The organism is Kitasatospora sp. NPDC001603 (assembly GCF_040298365.1).
Classification (GTDB): Bacteria; Actinomycetota; Actinomycetes; order Streptomycetales; family Streptomycetaceae; genus Kitasatospora.
This window is the reverse complement of the sequence record NZ_JBEPAA010000131.1, coordinates 1-13494: the sequence shown is the minus strand read 5'-3', so window position 1 is coordinate 13494 and position 13494 is coordinate 1. Positions and strand designations below refer to the sequence as shown.

The window sequence follows — 13494 nt, the reverse complement described above, 5'->3', positions numbered from 1 at the left end:
CCCCGGCCCGTCCTCGGCGCCGTTCCCGGGGGGCCCGAACGGCCCGGTCGGGCCGTTCGGGCCGTTCGGGCCGGTCCGGGGCAGGCCCGGGGCAGCCCCGGGTCAGACCCGCAGGGGCGCCGCCGCGAACTCGGCCATGCCCGCCCGGAACGGCACCCGGGCCCGCCAGCCCAGCTCGGCCCGGAGCCGGGAGGAGTCGGCGGTGATGTGCCGGACGTCCCCGAGCCGGTACTGGCCGGTCACCACCGGCGCCGGGCCGCCGTGGGCGTCGGCCAGCGCCCGGGCCGTCTCGCCGACCGTGCGCACCTCGCCGCTGCCGACGTTGTACGCCCGGGTACTGCCCGGCGGGCGGTCGCCGACGGACCCCAGGGCCGCCAGATTGGCCGCCGCGACATCGTCGACATGGACGAAGTCCCGGCGCTGGCCGCCGTCCTCGAAGACCCGGGGAGCCTCGCCCCGGGCGAGCGCGGAACGGAACAGCGAGGCCACCCCGGCGTACGGGGTGTTCCGCGGCATGCCCGGGCCGTAGACGTTGTGGTAGCGCAGCGCCAGCACCGACCCGCCGCTCGCGCGGGCCCAGGCGGCGGCCAGCTGCTCCTGGGCGAGCTTGGTGACGGCGTACACGTTGCGCGGGTCGCCCGGCGCGTCCTCGGTGACCAGGCCCGGCCGCAGCGCGGCGCCGCACACCGGGCACGGCGGTTCGAACCGGCCGGCGTCGAGGTCCTCCGGCCGCCGTGGGCCGGGTGCCACCTCGCCGTGCGCCGGACACGTGTACCGGCCCTCGCCGTAGACCACCATCGACCCGGCCAGGACCAGGCGCCGCAGGCCGGCCCGGGCCATCGCGGAGAGCAGGACGGCGGTGCCGAGGTCGTTGCAGCCGACGTACTCGGGCGCGTCGTCGAGGTCGAGGCCGAGACCGACCATCGCCGCCTGGTGGCAGACCGCGTCCACCCCGGCCAGCGCCCGTTCGACCGTCGACGCGTCGCGGACGTCACCGTGGCGGAACTCCGCGCCGGCCGGCAGGTCGGGCGCGGCCCCCGACGGATGGACGGCGGGCAGCAACGCGTCCAGCAAGCGGACCTCGTGACCCGCCGTGACCAGGGCTCGCGCGACGGCCGAACCGATGAACCCGGCGCCGCCGGTGACCAGAATCCTCATGCCCGGCGACGCTACCGGCCGGTGACGGCCGGGGGAGCGACGCAGGGCATCGCGTCATGCTTCGGTAAGCACCGGCCCGGGCCGTGCACCCGCCGTCCGTGCTCCGCCGCCCCGCGCCCGAGGCCGCACGCGCCCGCCCCGGGCCTGTCGGTCCGGCCCGGGCGGACTCCGCTGGTCCACAATGCTGGCATTCACCGATGCCGACGGGCGGTGCGCCCGGACGGGGGAGCCCCATGAAGAGCGCCGATCTGCTCGCCGATGCCTTCGGCCGGATCCACGAGGCCGTCCACGACGTGGTGGACGGCCTCACCGCCGACGAGTTGGCCGAGCGCGTCGACCCGAAGGCCAACTCGATCGTCTGGCTGGTCTGGCACCTGACCCGCATCCAGGACGACCACATCGCCGATGCCGCCGGGACCGAACAGATCTGGACCGCCGACGGCTGGTTCGACCGCTTCGCCCTCGGCTTCCCCGCCGCCGCCACCGGCTACGGTCACCGCGCCCGCGATGTCGCGGCCGTCCGCGTGGACTCCCCGGAGCTGCTCACCGGCTACCACGACGCGGTGCACGAGCGGACGCTGTCCTTCGTCCGCGGTCTGACCGGCCCCGCGCTGGACCGGGTCGTGGACGAGGCCTGGAGCCCGCCCGTGACCCTGGGCGTCCGCCTGGTCAGCGTCATCTCCGACGACCTCCAGCACATCGGCCAGGCGGCCTTCGTCCGCGGCGTGCTCCGGCGGGGCTGACCCCGGGCGGCCGGCGTCAGGCCTCGTCGACGCGGTCGCCGACCCAGCCAGGGCCGCGGTGTCGTGGTCGGTGGCGGCGAAGTGCACGCCCAGCGACTTCCGGGGTTCGAACTCGGGCACGCGGGAGCGGTGCCGGGCCTGCGGCCAGAACCGGTACGCCCGGTCGGAGAGGGCCTGGGCGGGATCGATCGAGGGCTCCCCGCCGATGGCACCGGCCAGGAACAGCGGGGTGAACGCGAATGCGTACGCCTCCCTCTGGAGGACTGCATATACCGTCTATCGACATATCGCGTCCGGCGACTTATGGTTCTCGTGGTGATCGTCAGCCGCGCGGTCCGCGTGACCCGCGCGTCCTCCGACCTGCCGTCAACTCCGCGACGGCGAAGAGTCCGTGGGCGACTGACGAGCCGTCATCGGCCGTGGCACGCGTAGGTGTCACGGGCATCCGTTCCGCTGTTCACGGGAGGACCGCAGTGCACCAACGCTCTCGCACGCCCAAGGCGCTCGGCGCCGGCCTGGCCGCCGTTCTGAGCCTCGGCCTCGCCGCACCGGCCGCGCTGGCCGTTCCGGCCGCGCCGGCCGCCGACACCGATCCCGTCCCCACCCTGGTGGACGGCCAGGAGACCGCCACCCCGCAACTGGTCACCGGTCTCCATGAGCCGGCGCCGGGCAGCCCGGCCGACGCCGCCCGGGCCCACCTCGCGGCGCACCCGGAGCGCTACCGGATCGACCCGGGGCAGCTCACCGAGGTCGCCGCCGAGCGCGGCGCCGACGGCCGGAGCACCGTCAGGTTCCAGCAGTACCACGGCGGTGTGCCCGTGCTGGGCGCGCAGTACCTGGTCCACCTGACCGGTGACGGCGCCGGCCAGCGGGTTGAGTCCGTCGGCGGCAAGTACTTCACCGGGCTCACCGCGCCGACGACGGCCACCGTCCCGGCCGCCGTGCTGCGCGACCTGGCGCTCGGCGAGATCAAGGACCAGGGCGCCCGGGCCGGTGCCACCGTGGAGGACCACGGCGCGGTGGTCGTGCCCGGTGGCACCGGCCGGCTGGCCCAGCACTTCACCGTGCGGGCCGCGGACCCGGCGGGCGGCGGGCAGGCCCGCGAGGTCTACGTGGACGCGAACCTCGGGGTGGTCGCCCTCGTCCACGACTCCCGCTCCTCGGCCCCGGTGGCCACCCCGGGCAGCGGCGCCGCCAAGGGCACCGCCACCGGGGCGGCGGCCGGGGTCGAGCCCGCCACCGGCACCGCGCCGGACTTCTTCGGCCGCCCGGTCAAGGTGGACATCGGCCGCCTCCCGGACGGGAGTTACCAGTTCAGCGACCTCACCCGGCCCGCCGCCGTCACCACCTACGACGCGGCCGGCGAGGGGGTCGGGTCGGGCCTGCCCACCGACCTCGCCGTGGTCCACGCGCCCGGTCCGGACTTCCCCGCCGCCACCGGCACCGTCGGCGCCACCGACGCGCACGTCAACGCCGGTATCGTCTACGACTTCTACCACGACCGGCTCGGCCGGGACGGGCTGGACGGCAAGGCCGGACCGATCATCTCGGTGGTCAACGCGACCGCGTGGGGCGAGCCGCTCGCCAACGCGTCCTGGGACGGCACCAAGATGGTCTACGGCGGTGGCAACGACAAGTTCCGCCCGTTCTCCGTCGCGCTCGACGTGGTCGGCCACGAGATGACCCACGGTGTCGTCGAGAACACCGCCGGGCTGCTGATGGCCGGCCAGACCGGCGCCATGGACGAGGCGCTGGCGGACTACTTCGGCAACGCCATCGAGGTCACCGCCCGGGGCATCCCGATGACCGACCCGAAGGCGGGCCTGCTCGGCGAGAACCTCTGCCGGACCGGTACCCCGGAGGCCTGCGCGGGGAACCGGCGGCTGGACAACCACCGGACCACCGTCGACGACTACCTCGGCGTGCCGACCGACGTCGACAGCGGCGGGGTGCACCTCAACTCCACCATCTTCAGCGGCGCGCTCTGGGACATCCGGCGCACCCTGGACCCGCTCACCGCCGACCGGGTGGTCTACCGCGCGCTCGCCGCCTACCTCACCCCGCTGGACGACTTCGTCGCGGGACGCAACGCCGTCCTCGCCGCGGGTCAGGACCTCGGGCTCAGCCGGGCCCAACTGCGGACGGTGGCCGGGGCGTTCGACGCCCACGGGATCCGGGCCGGCTGGCAGAGCCGGATCGGCACGGACAGCCGCACGCTGCTGCGCGGCATCACCGGGACGGGCGCCCCGGCGGTCGCGGCCGGCCGCTGGGTGATGGCCAGCGCCGAGCGGCCCGGTGCCACCGAGGCGCTGTACACGGGCCCGATCACCGGAGGCGGCAGCCCGACCCGGCTCAGCCCGGAGGACGGGCGCGCGCACGGCTACCCCGCCACCGACGGCACGTCCGCCGCGTGGATCTCGCTCGGCGGCCAGGGCCAGGACAGCTGGAAGATGGAGGTGCTGACCCGCTCGCTGGCCGGCGGCCCGGTCCGTACCCTCTACTCCTCCCCGTCGCGGTTCCCCGCCGACGTCCGGGTGTCCGGCGGCGACATCGCGTTCCGGGCGAGCGACCCGAGCGTCAACCTGAACCGGGTGTTCCTCTCCCACGACGGCGGACCGGCGGTGCCGCTGCCGCTGCCCGCCGGCCACGACGTGCTGAGCGTGACGCTCAAGGACGGCGTCCTCGGCTGGACCGAGCGCTGGGTGGGCGACCAGGGAACCGACCTCTACGCGCCGACCGTCTACTCGATCGCGCTCGGCAAGGTCACCGCCCAGTACGTGGTGCCGGCCTCGAAGGCGAAGGTCGGACCGGCCCTGCTCACGGGCGGGCGGCTGGTCTGGACGGAGACCTCCGGCGACGGCGGCAGGCGCACCTCGATCCGCTCCGGCGCGGTGGACGGCTCCGGGGTGACCGACGTGGTGTCCGGTGACGGGCCGAACGCCCCGTCGAACGGGATCCTCACCGCCTCCGACCGGGCCGTCACCTACCAGGTGGGCACGGACGAGCAGCGGGGCGAGTGGAGCAACGCCGCGCTGCCCAAGCTCTGGCAGGTGCCGCTCGCCGGCGGCACGCCCGAGCGGGTCTCCTGCAACCGCGGCGGCCAGTACCGGCCCGCCGCCGAGCAGGGCACCCGGGTGGTCTGGGTGGACGCCACCGCCGGCCGCAGCGACCTGGTGGTCCGCGACCGGCCGGCCGGCGGCTGCTGACCCTCCGCGCACTCCGTGCCCGGCGGCGGGCCCGCACGAGGGGTGCGGGCCCCCGCCGATCTGCCGGGCGCTCGGTCGGGTGGCTGGGCGTCCGGTCACGGCCCGGCGCGGCGGCCGACGAGGTCGGCGAAGTACTGGCGGTCCCGCAGGGCCGGGGGCAGCGGGTGGCCGAGCAGGACGTGCAGGTTGCACGCGGCGAGGGTGTAGGCGTGGAAGAGCAGGTCCGTGGTGGTGTCGGCGCCCAGCTTGCGCAGGACGGTCGGGGTGCCGCTGCTGCGGCGGGCCAGGTCCTGCCAGGCGGCCCGGCTCCGCGGGTCGTCGCCGAGGGCGTCCAGCACCTCCTTGGCGCGGGTGGCGCGCTCCGGCCAGCGGTCCCCGGCGGCGGCGTACGCGTCGGCCACCCGGTACGGGGACTGCGCGATGTGGACCAGCGCGCTCACCGGGGCGCCCTCGGGTGCGGGGCGCTCGGACCACCGCACCAGGGTGTTGCGCCGATGGCTGGTGGTGACGTCGTACAGCACGCTCTTGATCCGCAGCAGGGCGGCCAGTTCGCCGACCAGCGGGATCCGGGACCGGGGGAGCGGGCGCCAGGTCATCCCGGCGGAGGCGTTGACCACGACGATCTCGTCGACCTCGTACTGCGCGGGCGGCCGGTCGGCGCGCCGGGCCCGGTCCGCGAGCGCGGTGAGCCACTGGTCGGCCATGTTGTCGTAGACCCCGCCGTCCGTCAGCACCAGCTCGGCGGCGGTCGCGGCGGGATCGCCGCCGCCCGGACCGGCGGCGGACCCGTTCGGACCGGCCGCCGCGTAGTGCCGGGCGGCGGGGAGACGCCGGACGGCGAAGGCGCCCGGCAGGCAGGCCGAGACCTGCACCGCGGTGGACAGCGCGAGGTCGCCCGGGCCGCCGGTGCCGAAGCGGTACCCGTAGGTGAAGGCGGGCGAGAGGTAGAAGTGGTCGCCGCTCTGCAGTTCCGTGGCGCAGAAGACGTGGTCGACCGAGCGCCGCACGTCGCGCAGCCCGGTGGCGACGCCGTCCCGGTTGAACAACTCGCGCGCCAGGGCCGTGTCCACGACGGCGCTGCGCCGTTCGAAGAACAGCAGCGCACCGGCGGACAGCAGCAGACCGGCCACCAGCAGGAGGCCGGAGAGGAGCCGGACGCCGTCGACCGCCGTGACGACCACCCCGGTGAGCGTGACCGCGGCGGCCGCGCCGCCGAGCACGAACAGCGAGCGCACGTACGCGTTGGTCGACGGGCCCCAGAAGAACAGGCCGGTGTGGGCGCAGTGGCGGATCAACGGGCGGACGCGGTCGGCGAACTCCGCGCCGGGGCCGTCGCGGTAGTCGGTCTCGTGGGCGACCACGCCGTTCGCGACCGAGCCGCCGGACACCGAGGAGATCGCCACCACCTCGCGGTGCCGGCCGACGTCGGCCAGGTAGATGAGGGCTCCGATGCCCCACATGGTGGCGCGGTAGCCGCCACCGGAGAGGGCCACACCGATCTTCGCCATGTCAGACCTCCACGGTCGTGCCCGCCGCCGGAGCTGCCGGCGTCGCCGGGCCTGTCGGGCCTCCCGGGCCTGCCGGGGTCGGCGGGCCCGGCGCGTCCGGCGGGTAGACGGCCGTGTAGCCGAGCGTCCGCTGCCGGTCGGGGTCGGCCCACGGATCCGTCGTGGGGCTGCGGTAGTTGAACACCAGCTCCGGCGGCCCCGGGGTCCGCTCCGGGGTGCCGATCAGGCGCAGCACGGCGGCCCGGTCCGGGTGCTTGAACTTGTCGCCGTTCGTCGAGATCAGGAAGCGGCGGGTGGCGAGCAGCGCCAGCAGCTCGTCCGTGGTGTTGGCGGCGCTGCCGTGGTGCGGCACCTTGAGGGCGTCCACCGCCAGCCGGTCCGTGCCGCGCTCCGGACCGCGCTCCGCCAGGAGCCGGGTCAGACCGCGCGCCAGGACGTCGCCGTGGCCGTCGCCGGTGAGCAGGACGCGGTGGTCGCCGACCTCCAGCAGGAACGCGATGCTCGATCCGTTGGGGACCGAGCCGTCCACCCGCTCGCCGCCGAGGAGGTCGTCGGCCAGGCCGCGCAGATCCTTGCGGCGGGCCAGCCGTTCCAGCGCCTCCCCGGGGCGTCCGGGGGTCACCCCGAGGCCCTTGAGGACCTTGGTCCATTCCTTGCGCAGCGCGAGCAGCTCCGCCCCGCCGGGGGACACCACGGTGACGCGGGCGCCGCCCGGCAGCACGGCCGAGGGCAGCGGCCCGCGGGCCGGGACCCGGACGGCGGGCGCCTCCACCCGGGCCGTGCGGAACGCCGCGTTCCAGGCGAGGTGCTGGCTGCCGATCAGGGCCTGGAGCATCTCGCCCTGGTCCGCGCCGAGCAGGTCGGCGTCCTGGGTGAGCTGCGGCCAGCCGTTGAACCAGACGTCGCCGATCGACAGGCCGAGCGCGGTCCGGTCCTGGAGGAGGCGTACGACGCCTTCGATGTGGTCGGCGTCCACGTGCGTCACCACCAGCACGTCCAGGTGCCGGTCCGGCTTCGGCAGCGCCGAGACGCGGTCGAAGACGGCCCGGTAGGTGGTGTTCGGTCCGCCGTCGACGAGCATCCGGTGGACCTCGCCGCCCGGCCCGGGCCACTCGATCCACAGCGCGTCGCCGTGTGCGGCGGGCAGCAGTTGCACGGTGATCACGGCGTGCCTCCCACAGGGGTTCCGGCCGCGTTCGCGTTCGCGGTCGTGCTGATGGCCGTGTTGCCGGCCGGGCTCTCGACGAGCCAGCGGGCGTCGCCGAAGGCCACGATCGACATGGCGAGGGTGAACCCCCGGGCGAGCAGCAGCCGGCGGATGTCACGCACCAGCTCGCCGATGCTCTTCCCGTCGCTGGCCCGGTCGGCGAGCGTCGCGGCCCCGATGCCCGCCATCACGGCGGCCTGCCGGCCCAGGGTCGGTACGAGGGTCGCGACCACCACGGGGGCGCTCTCCTGGAGGAACTTCGCCGCGACGTTCTGCCAGCGCACCTCGGCCTGTGCCATGGTGCAGCCGAGCAGCATGACGACCGGGCCGGTGCCGCCGTCGTGCCGGTCGGACAGGATGTACCGGCGGTCGATCAGCACGGCGGCGAGCCTGCTCGGCCGGTTCGTCTTGCCGATCTCCAGCACGGCGGTGCTGCCCTCGTCGCTCGCGTTGTGCGGCAGGGCCACCAGCAGGGGCGGGCCCTGTGCCCTGACCACCTGCCGCCAGGCCCGCCAACTCGTCGCCGTGTGCAGCCCGTCGGCGCCGAACGAGGTGCGGAGCACCGCCGCCGTGGCCGTGCGGTCCTGCGCCCGGACCTTGTCGCTCGCCGCGAAGAGCACGCTGTCGACCGGCCGCAGCGCCCGGCCGCGCCCCGTGGCGTCCGGCTCGACGACCGTGCCGGTGAGCCGGTCCCGCTCCACCCGCCGCTCGATCTCCATGCGCAGGCCCCAGAACCCGAGGGGGCAGATCGTCCGGCGGCCGGTGCCGTCGGTGCTGCCGGCGCCGCGGCGACAGGAGCAGGTGCCGGCCGCCAGGGCCTCGCGCCAGTGGGCGCAGAGCGTGGCGCCGTCCCGCGGGTAGCCGTAGTCGTAGACGAACTCCACCGGCCACAGTTCGGCCGCCTCGGCCGAGACCACCTGGAGGAAGGTGACGTCCTTCAGGCTCCCCAGGCCGAGCGTCGCCAACTGGTCGAACAGGGTGCTGCCCTGCTGGGCGAGGCCGCGCAGCAGGGCGTCCGGCGGCGGGAGTTCCGTCGCCGGCGCGCCGAGCTGCCGGTCGAGGTCGTCGGTGAGGAGCTGCTGGATCAGAGCCCTGAACCGGTCGAGGTCGGCGAGCCGGACGGGGGTGCTCGTCCCGTTCAGGCGGATGTCGGCCCGGTCGTCGCTGTCGATGCGGATGACCGCCGCCCGGCGGTCACCGGTGCCCGCGGTACCGGCGGTACCGGCGGTACCGGCAGTACCTGCGGTGTCGGTGCTGTCGGAGCTGTCGGTGCTGTCGGAGCTGTCGGTGCTGTCAGTGCTGTCGGAGTTGTCGCTGAGGGAGCTGAACACCTCGCCGTGCACGGTGATCTCCCGACCGGCGACGGGTCGGTCAGCCGCGCCGACCGGACCGGTCAGCTCCAGCCGCTGCAACAGCCGGTCCCGGTGGTAGACGCGGGCGCCGCAGCGGATCTCCCGCTCGTCCGGCCCCACCGCGACCGGGAACACGGCCTCGCTGGACGCGCCCCGGTCCGGCAGGACGATCGCCTTGGAGGTGTGGCGGCTCGCGCTGCTCCGCTCCTCGTAGAACTCGACGACGAGACGCGCCCCGGTTCCTCGGAACGACAGCCCCTCCTCCGGGAACTCCCGGGCGGCCGCGTGCCATTCGGGGCTGCCGGGCCCGACGCGGAGGTGGATGTCGTGCACGGCGCCGGGCAGGAACGCCTGCCGGCGCGGTTCGCCCGTCGCTCGGACGGCGACGAGCGCCTGGAGGAAGCGGGCATCGGGCCGGACGGGTGCCGGCCCGGCCCGGCGGGGCACCCGCAGGCCGGGGGTGACGGCGCGCTTGAACCGGCCTCCGAGGTGTCGGAGGGCGCCGGCCCGCGTGACAGGGCGGATCGTCACCCGCTCCGCCGGTGCGGGCAGCGAGGGTAGTGGGATGTTGTCTGCCTGGTGAACCGCCTCACTGGCTCCCCCGGACCCGGCCCGGTACGACAGTGCGTCGGACAGCGCGCGGCGCTCGACCAGCCCGGGGCGGGCCACCGTCAGCCAGGAGCCCGCCCGGGCCGCTGCCTCGTCCAGTGGGCGGTCGTCGAGCAGCCCGTGGACCAGCAGGCGAAGCCAGTCGGCGGCACCGGTCCCGGCGAGGTCGGCGACGATCCAGCCGGAGGCCCCGAGCCCGCGCGCCGCGCCGTCGAGCCGGGCCAGTTCGGCCCGCCCGGGCGGCTGGGGGCCGCACCACAGCACGCAGGTGGCGCGAACGCCGTCGCGGTGCTGCTCCAGCAGGGTGAGCCCGGTCGCACCGGAGACCACCAGGAGGTCGTCCGGCTCACCGGGGGTGTGGGTGTCCGTGACTCTCGGATCGGAGCGCAGGCCGTCGAGGAGTTCCCCGGCCGGGTCGGCCCCTACGGCGCCGACCCGTAGGGGCCGGTGCCAGGGCGGATCCGGTGCCAGGCTCACGTCCGCGACGTATACCGCGCCGACGGCGGGGCGCAGGGCGGATAACCGTTCGGCGAGCGGGCGCCGGTGGCTGGGCGGTACGTCGTGCAGGGCCAGCCGGACGGGGGCGGTGCCCGCGACGGCCTCGTCCCAGGCGCGGGTCAGCTCGTCCTGGAGCCCGGTGTCCGCGGCGATCCGGGTGCGGATCCCAGGCGGCAGTCGCCACGCCCACGGCCCCCGCTCCGGCACGCCGAGCGCCCCGAGTGCTCCGCCGGTCGGGCCCGCACCCTCCCCACCCATCAGACCCGCGGCCGCCAGGGCCGCCGGCGCGATGGAGAGGATCTGGCTCAGCTCAGCCATGGGAGACCTCGTCACCGGCTCCGCCAGGAGGCCACCCACGACCAGGTCGGTCTCCCGACCCTTCCACTCTGCCACAGACGGGGTGGCCCCCGGGGGATACCGCCCGCGGGCAAGGACTGCGGTCTCAAACGTTGAACCGTCGAGCAGTTGACTCTCCGGCGGCGCGCATCAGGTGCGCGGCAGTGATCCCACAGCGGCGAGGAACTCGGGGAGCGACCCGTCGTGGCCGGGCAGAAGCTCGGCCGCCGCCCGCCAGAAACCGGGGCCCGCCGCTTCGGCGGCCTGCCCGACCAGTTCGGCGCAGCGAGTGGCCCAGGCGTCGCGTCCGGGGGCCCGCCGGGGGAGGTGGTGGCCGTGGCGCAGGGCTTCCCGCGCGGGCCGGATCGCGGCGAGCAGTTCACGGTCGTCGAGCACCGCCGCCCGGCGGACGCGTTCGATCAGGTCCGACGCGGTGGAGGTCGTCCGCAGGTCGGCGAGTGCGGCCCGGGCGGTCGCGGGCCCGTGCGGGGCCAGTCGGGTCAGCCGCTCGCGGGGCAGGGCACGGGCCAGTTCGTCGGGGAACCCGGTGCGGTCGGCGAGCACGCACAGCACCGGCTCGGGCAGCGGGGTCCGAGCGTGGGCCCGCACCAGTTCCGCCCACGGCGGGCCGCCGCAGGCGTGGCGGCTGCCGTCCAGCACCGCCTGTGCCTCGACCGGCCCGGCGCACCGCCGGAGCCGGGCCGGCAGGTCCTCGGCGGGTGGCTCCGGCGGTCGGCGCTCGGCCAGCAGGCGGCGCAACTCGGCGTCCGTGTGGGCGAGATGGTCGATGAACTGGTCCAGCCGGTCGTCCAGGCCGTGGAGCCAGGCCCGGATCGCGGTCGCGTCCCCGTTGCCGTACACGCCCAGGGCCCAGCGGGCGAAGAGCGCCCGGGGCGGCACTCCCGCCCGGTGGAGCCGGTCGAGGACGGTCCGGGCGAAGTACTCCCTGGTCCGGAGCCGGCGCAACGGGTGCTCGGCCATCGCGGCCAGTTCGTCGTCGCCGAGCCGCCCGACCAGCGCGGCCAGCACCTCCGGCGGCGCCTGCACGAGAACCCGCAGGTCGGGCCGCCCGGTGGCCCCGACTGCCGGGCGGCCGAGGCCCCGGAGCAGGCCGCGCAGGCTGCCGCGGTGGCCGGGGAACCGCTCCGCGGCGGTGCGCCAGGCCCGGGGATCGGCGCCGGTCCCGGCCCGCAGCGCCGCGCCGACGGCCTCCCAGAAGCCGTGGACCTGCCGGTGGTTGTGGTCGTAGCCGTCGACGGCCGCGACCAGCAGGTCGACCCTCGGGGCGGCGTGCAGCAGGTCGGCCGCGTTCTCCCCGGTCAGCACGTGGCGCAGCAGTGACGGCCGCAGCTCGCCGATCCGGGCGAGCCCCGGTCGCCAGGCCCAGGGCGGCAGTTCCTGCTGCCGGGCCACCAGACGGTTCGCCACCGCCGGCTCCCAGGGGGTGAGCAGCTCGGCGGTGAACGCGTCGGGGCAGTCCCGGCGCGCGATCAGGGCGCGCCGCTGGCGGCGCTCGAACGGCTCCCGGCGATGGGCGGCGGCGAGCGCCGGCCAGTCCACGGGGGCGGCGACCAGCACCGCGTCGCACTCCAGCACCGACCGGGCCGCGCGCAGCCCGGCCGTCGGATCGCCCGTCCCGGCGGCCACCGGGCCGCCGTCGGTACGGGCCGGACGGTGGCCCGGCCCCCGCACCCGCGCGGCCTCGGCGGCCACGTGCTCGGCGCCGCCCAGTTCGGCGATCGCCCGGCGGTGCGCCTCCGGTGGCAGCAACGAGGCGACCCAGACCAGCAGTTGTACCGCCTGCGCGGCGCGCCACCGCTCCTGCCCGTCGTCCACCGACCCCACCGTCCTACGCCCCCGCCCCGCCCCGGGGCACGGGCCACTCTGACACAGCGGCCCGGGTCCGGTCCGTCCGGCGGTCGTGCTGCGGCCCCGGAGTGAGTAGTCGGCCCGGCCGACTTCCCACTCCGAGGGTGACGGGCCCGTTCCGCACGGCCCTCGTCCGGGGCCCGGGTCCCGGCCCGGGGTCAGACGGGCTGGTGGCCCGGCTGGGGATACCCGATCTCGGCGATGTCCTCGGCCAGCTCGCCCAGCTCGGCCTCGGGGTTGAGAAGGGACACGAGGTCCTGGCTCAGCGGTCGCAGTGCGAACACCCGGCTCACCGCCTCCAGGTCCACGGCGGTCTCGTAGTAGTCCTCGGCGAACCGCTGGTAGGCCTCCGGCGAACGGTCGAGCAGGAGGGCGAACAGGCCCGTCGACCCGTCGGGATCGGCGGTGTCCCCGGGGAAGTCGATCGACCCGTGGTGCCACCGGTCGTCCGCCGGTCCCCGCCACAGGCAGGCGGTCACCACGGGCACGCCGTCCTCGTCGGTGAACGCGGGCTCCTCGACGAAGCGCCCGAAGGGCTCGGGGACGCCGTCGACCACTCCCGGCCAGGGCTCGCCGTCGTTGCCGTACGGGCTCACCGGCGATTCGTGGGCGAAGCCGCGCACGTAGACGCCGGCCGCCGAGAACACGATGGAGTACTCGTCCCCGGACCCGTCGCGCATCGAGGCCATCTCCTCGCCGTCCGCCCAGCCGGCGTCGAAGGAGTGGTACCGGCCCTCCCAGGCCGGGCTGAGGATCGCGTCCAGCATCGCCAGCGAACGGCACAGGTCCCGAAGGTCGGCGCCGGCGGGGAGGCGGCGCGCCACGTCATGAACGGTCATGCGCTCATCGAACCCGATGCCACCGACACCCGGCCGCGCAGGCCGTCGGCCCGCGTACCGGCAGCAGCCCCCAGGGGCCGTGGAGTGGGGCGGCAAGATCGGACGACCGTCCACACGCCCACCACAGAACAAGCCGCGGGGGAGAGCGCCCAGGACGCCGTATCATAAA

General features: G+C 75.8%; 8 protein-coding genes. 2 read left to right on the top strand and 6 right to left on the bottom strand.

The features are described 5' to 3' along the window. Window positions 1–102: 102 nt before the first annotated feature. The gene (locus tag ABT263_RS37490) at window positions 103–1158 is read right to left on the bottom strand and encodes an NAD-dependent epimerase/dehydratase family protein (protein WP_352298066.1); all 1056 of its coding nucleotides are present in this window, start codon (window positions 1156–1158) and stop codon (window positions 103–105) included. 233 nt (window positions 1159–1391) lie between these two features. On the opposite strand from ABT263_RS37490, the gene ABT263_RS37485 reads away from it, so the two are divergent. Continuing rightward, window positions 1392–1901, top strand: coding sequence for a mycothiol transferase (locus ABT263_RS37485; RefSeq protein ID WP_352298064.1), 510 nt, complete (start codon window positions 1392–1394; stop codon window positions 1899–1901). 473 nt (window positions 1902–2374) lie between these two features. After that, window positions 2375–5107, top strand: a complete 2733-nt coding sequence (locus ABT263_RS37480) for a M4 family metallopeptidase (RefSeq protein ID WP_352298061.1) — start codon at window positions 2375–2377, stop codon at window positions 5105–5107. Window positions 5108–5202: 95 nt separating this feature from the next. Here ABT263_RS37480 and ABT263_RS37475 read toward each other — a convergent pair whose 3' ends face one another. The 5 genes from ABT263_RS37475 to ABT263_RS37455 all read right to left on the bottom strand — a co-directional run bounded on the left by ABT263_RS37475 (window position 5203) and on the right by ABT263_RS37455 (window position 13325). Then, a complete protein-coding gene (locus ABT263_RS37475; RefSeq protein WP_352298058.1) occupies window positions 5203–6615 on the bottom strand; it encodes a hypothetical protein in 1413 nt (470 codons plus the stop codon). A gap of 1 nt (window position 6616) precedes the next feature. Next, window positions 6617–7780: a ComEC/Rec2 family competence protein gene (locus ABT263_RS37470; protein WP_352298055.1), complete on the bottom strand. Its 1164-nt coding sequence runs from the start codon at window positions 7778–7780 to the stop codon at window positions 6617–6619. Continuing rightward, window positions 7777–10599, bottom strand: a complete 2823-nt coding sequence (locus tag ABT263_RS37465; RefSeq protein WP_352298053.1) for a hypothetical protein — start codon at window positions 10597–10599, stop codon at window positions 7777–7779. Before ABT263_RS37465 ends, ABT263_RS37470 begins: the two co-directional genes overlap by 4 nt. 168 nt (window positions 10600–10767) lie before the next feature. Then, entirely contained in the window at window positions 10768–12453 is a 1686-nt protein-coding gene (locus ABT263_RS37460; RefSeq protein ID WP_352298050.1) for a hypothetical protein, read from the bottom strand. Window positions 12454–12644: 191 nt separating this feature from the next. Then, complete coding sequence (locus ABT263_RS37455; protein WP_352298047.1) at window positions 12645–13325, bottom strand: hypothetical protein; 681 nt, start codon at window positions 13323–13325, stop codon at window positions 12645–12647. Window positions 13326–13494 lie beyond the last annotated feature (169 nt).

Excerpts from the sequence above, each read along its gene's own strand:
- ABT263_RS37485 (WP_352298064.1), top strand. The coding sequence starts at position 1,392 with ATGAAGAGCGCCGATCTGCTCGCCGATGCCTTCGGCCGGATCCACGAG.
- ABT263_RS37465 (WP_352298053.1), bottom strand. The coding sequence starts at position 10,599 with ATGGCTGAGCTGAGCCAGATCCTCTCCATCGCGCCGGCGGCCCTGGCG.
- ABT263_RS37455 (WP_352298047.1), bottom strand. The coding sequence starts at position 13,325 with ATGACCGTTCATGACGTGGCGCGCCGCCTCCCCGCCGGCGCCGACCTT.
- ABT263_RS37490 (WP_352298066.1), bottom strand. The coding sequence starts at position 1,158 with ATGAGGATTCTGGTCACCGGCGGCGCCGGGTTCATCGGTTCGGCCGTC.
- ABT263_RS37475 (WP_352298058.1), bottom strand. The coding sequence starts at position 6,615 with ATGGCGAAGATCGGTGTGGCCCTCTCCGGTGGCGGCTACCGCGCCACC.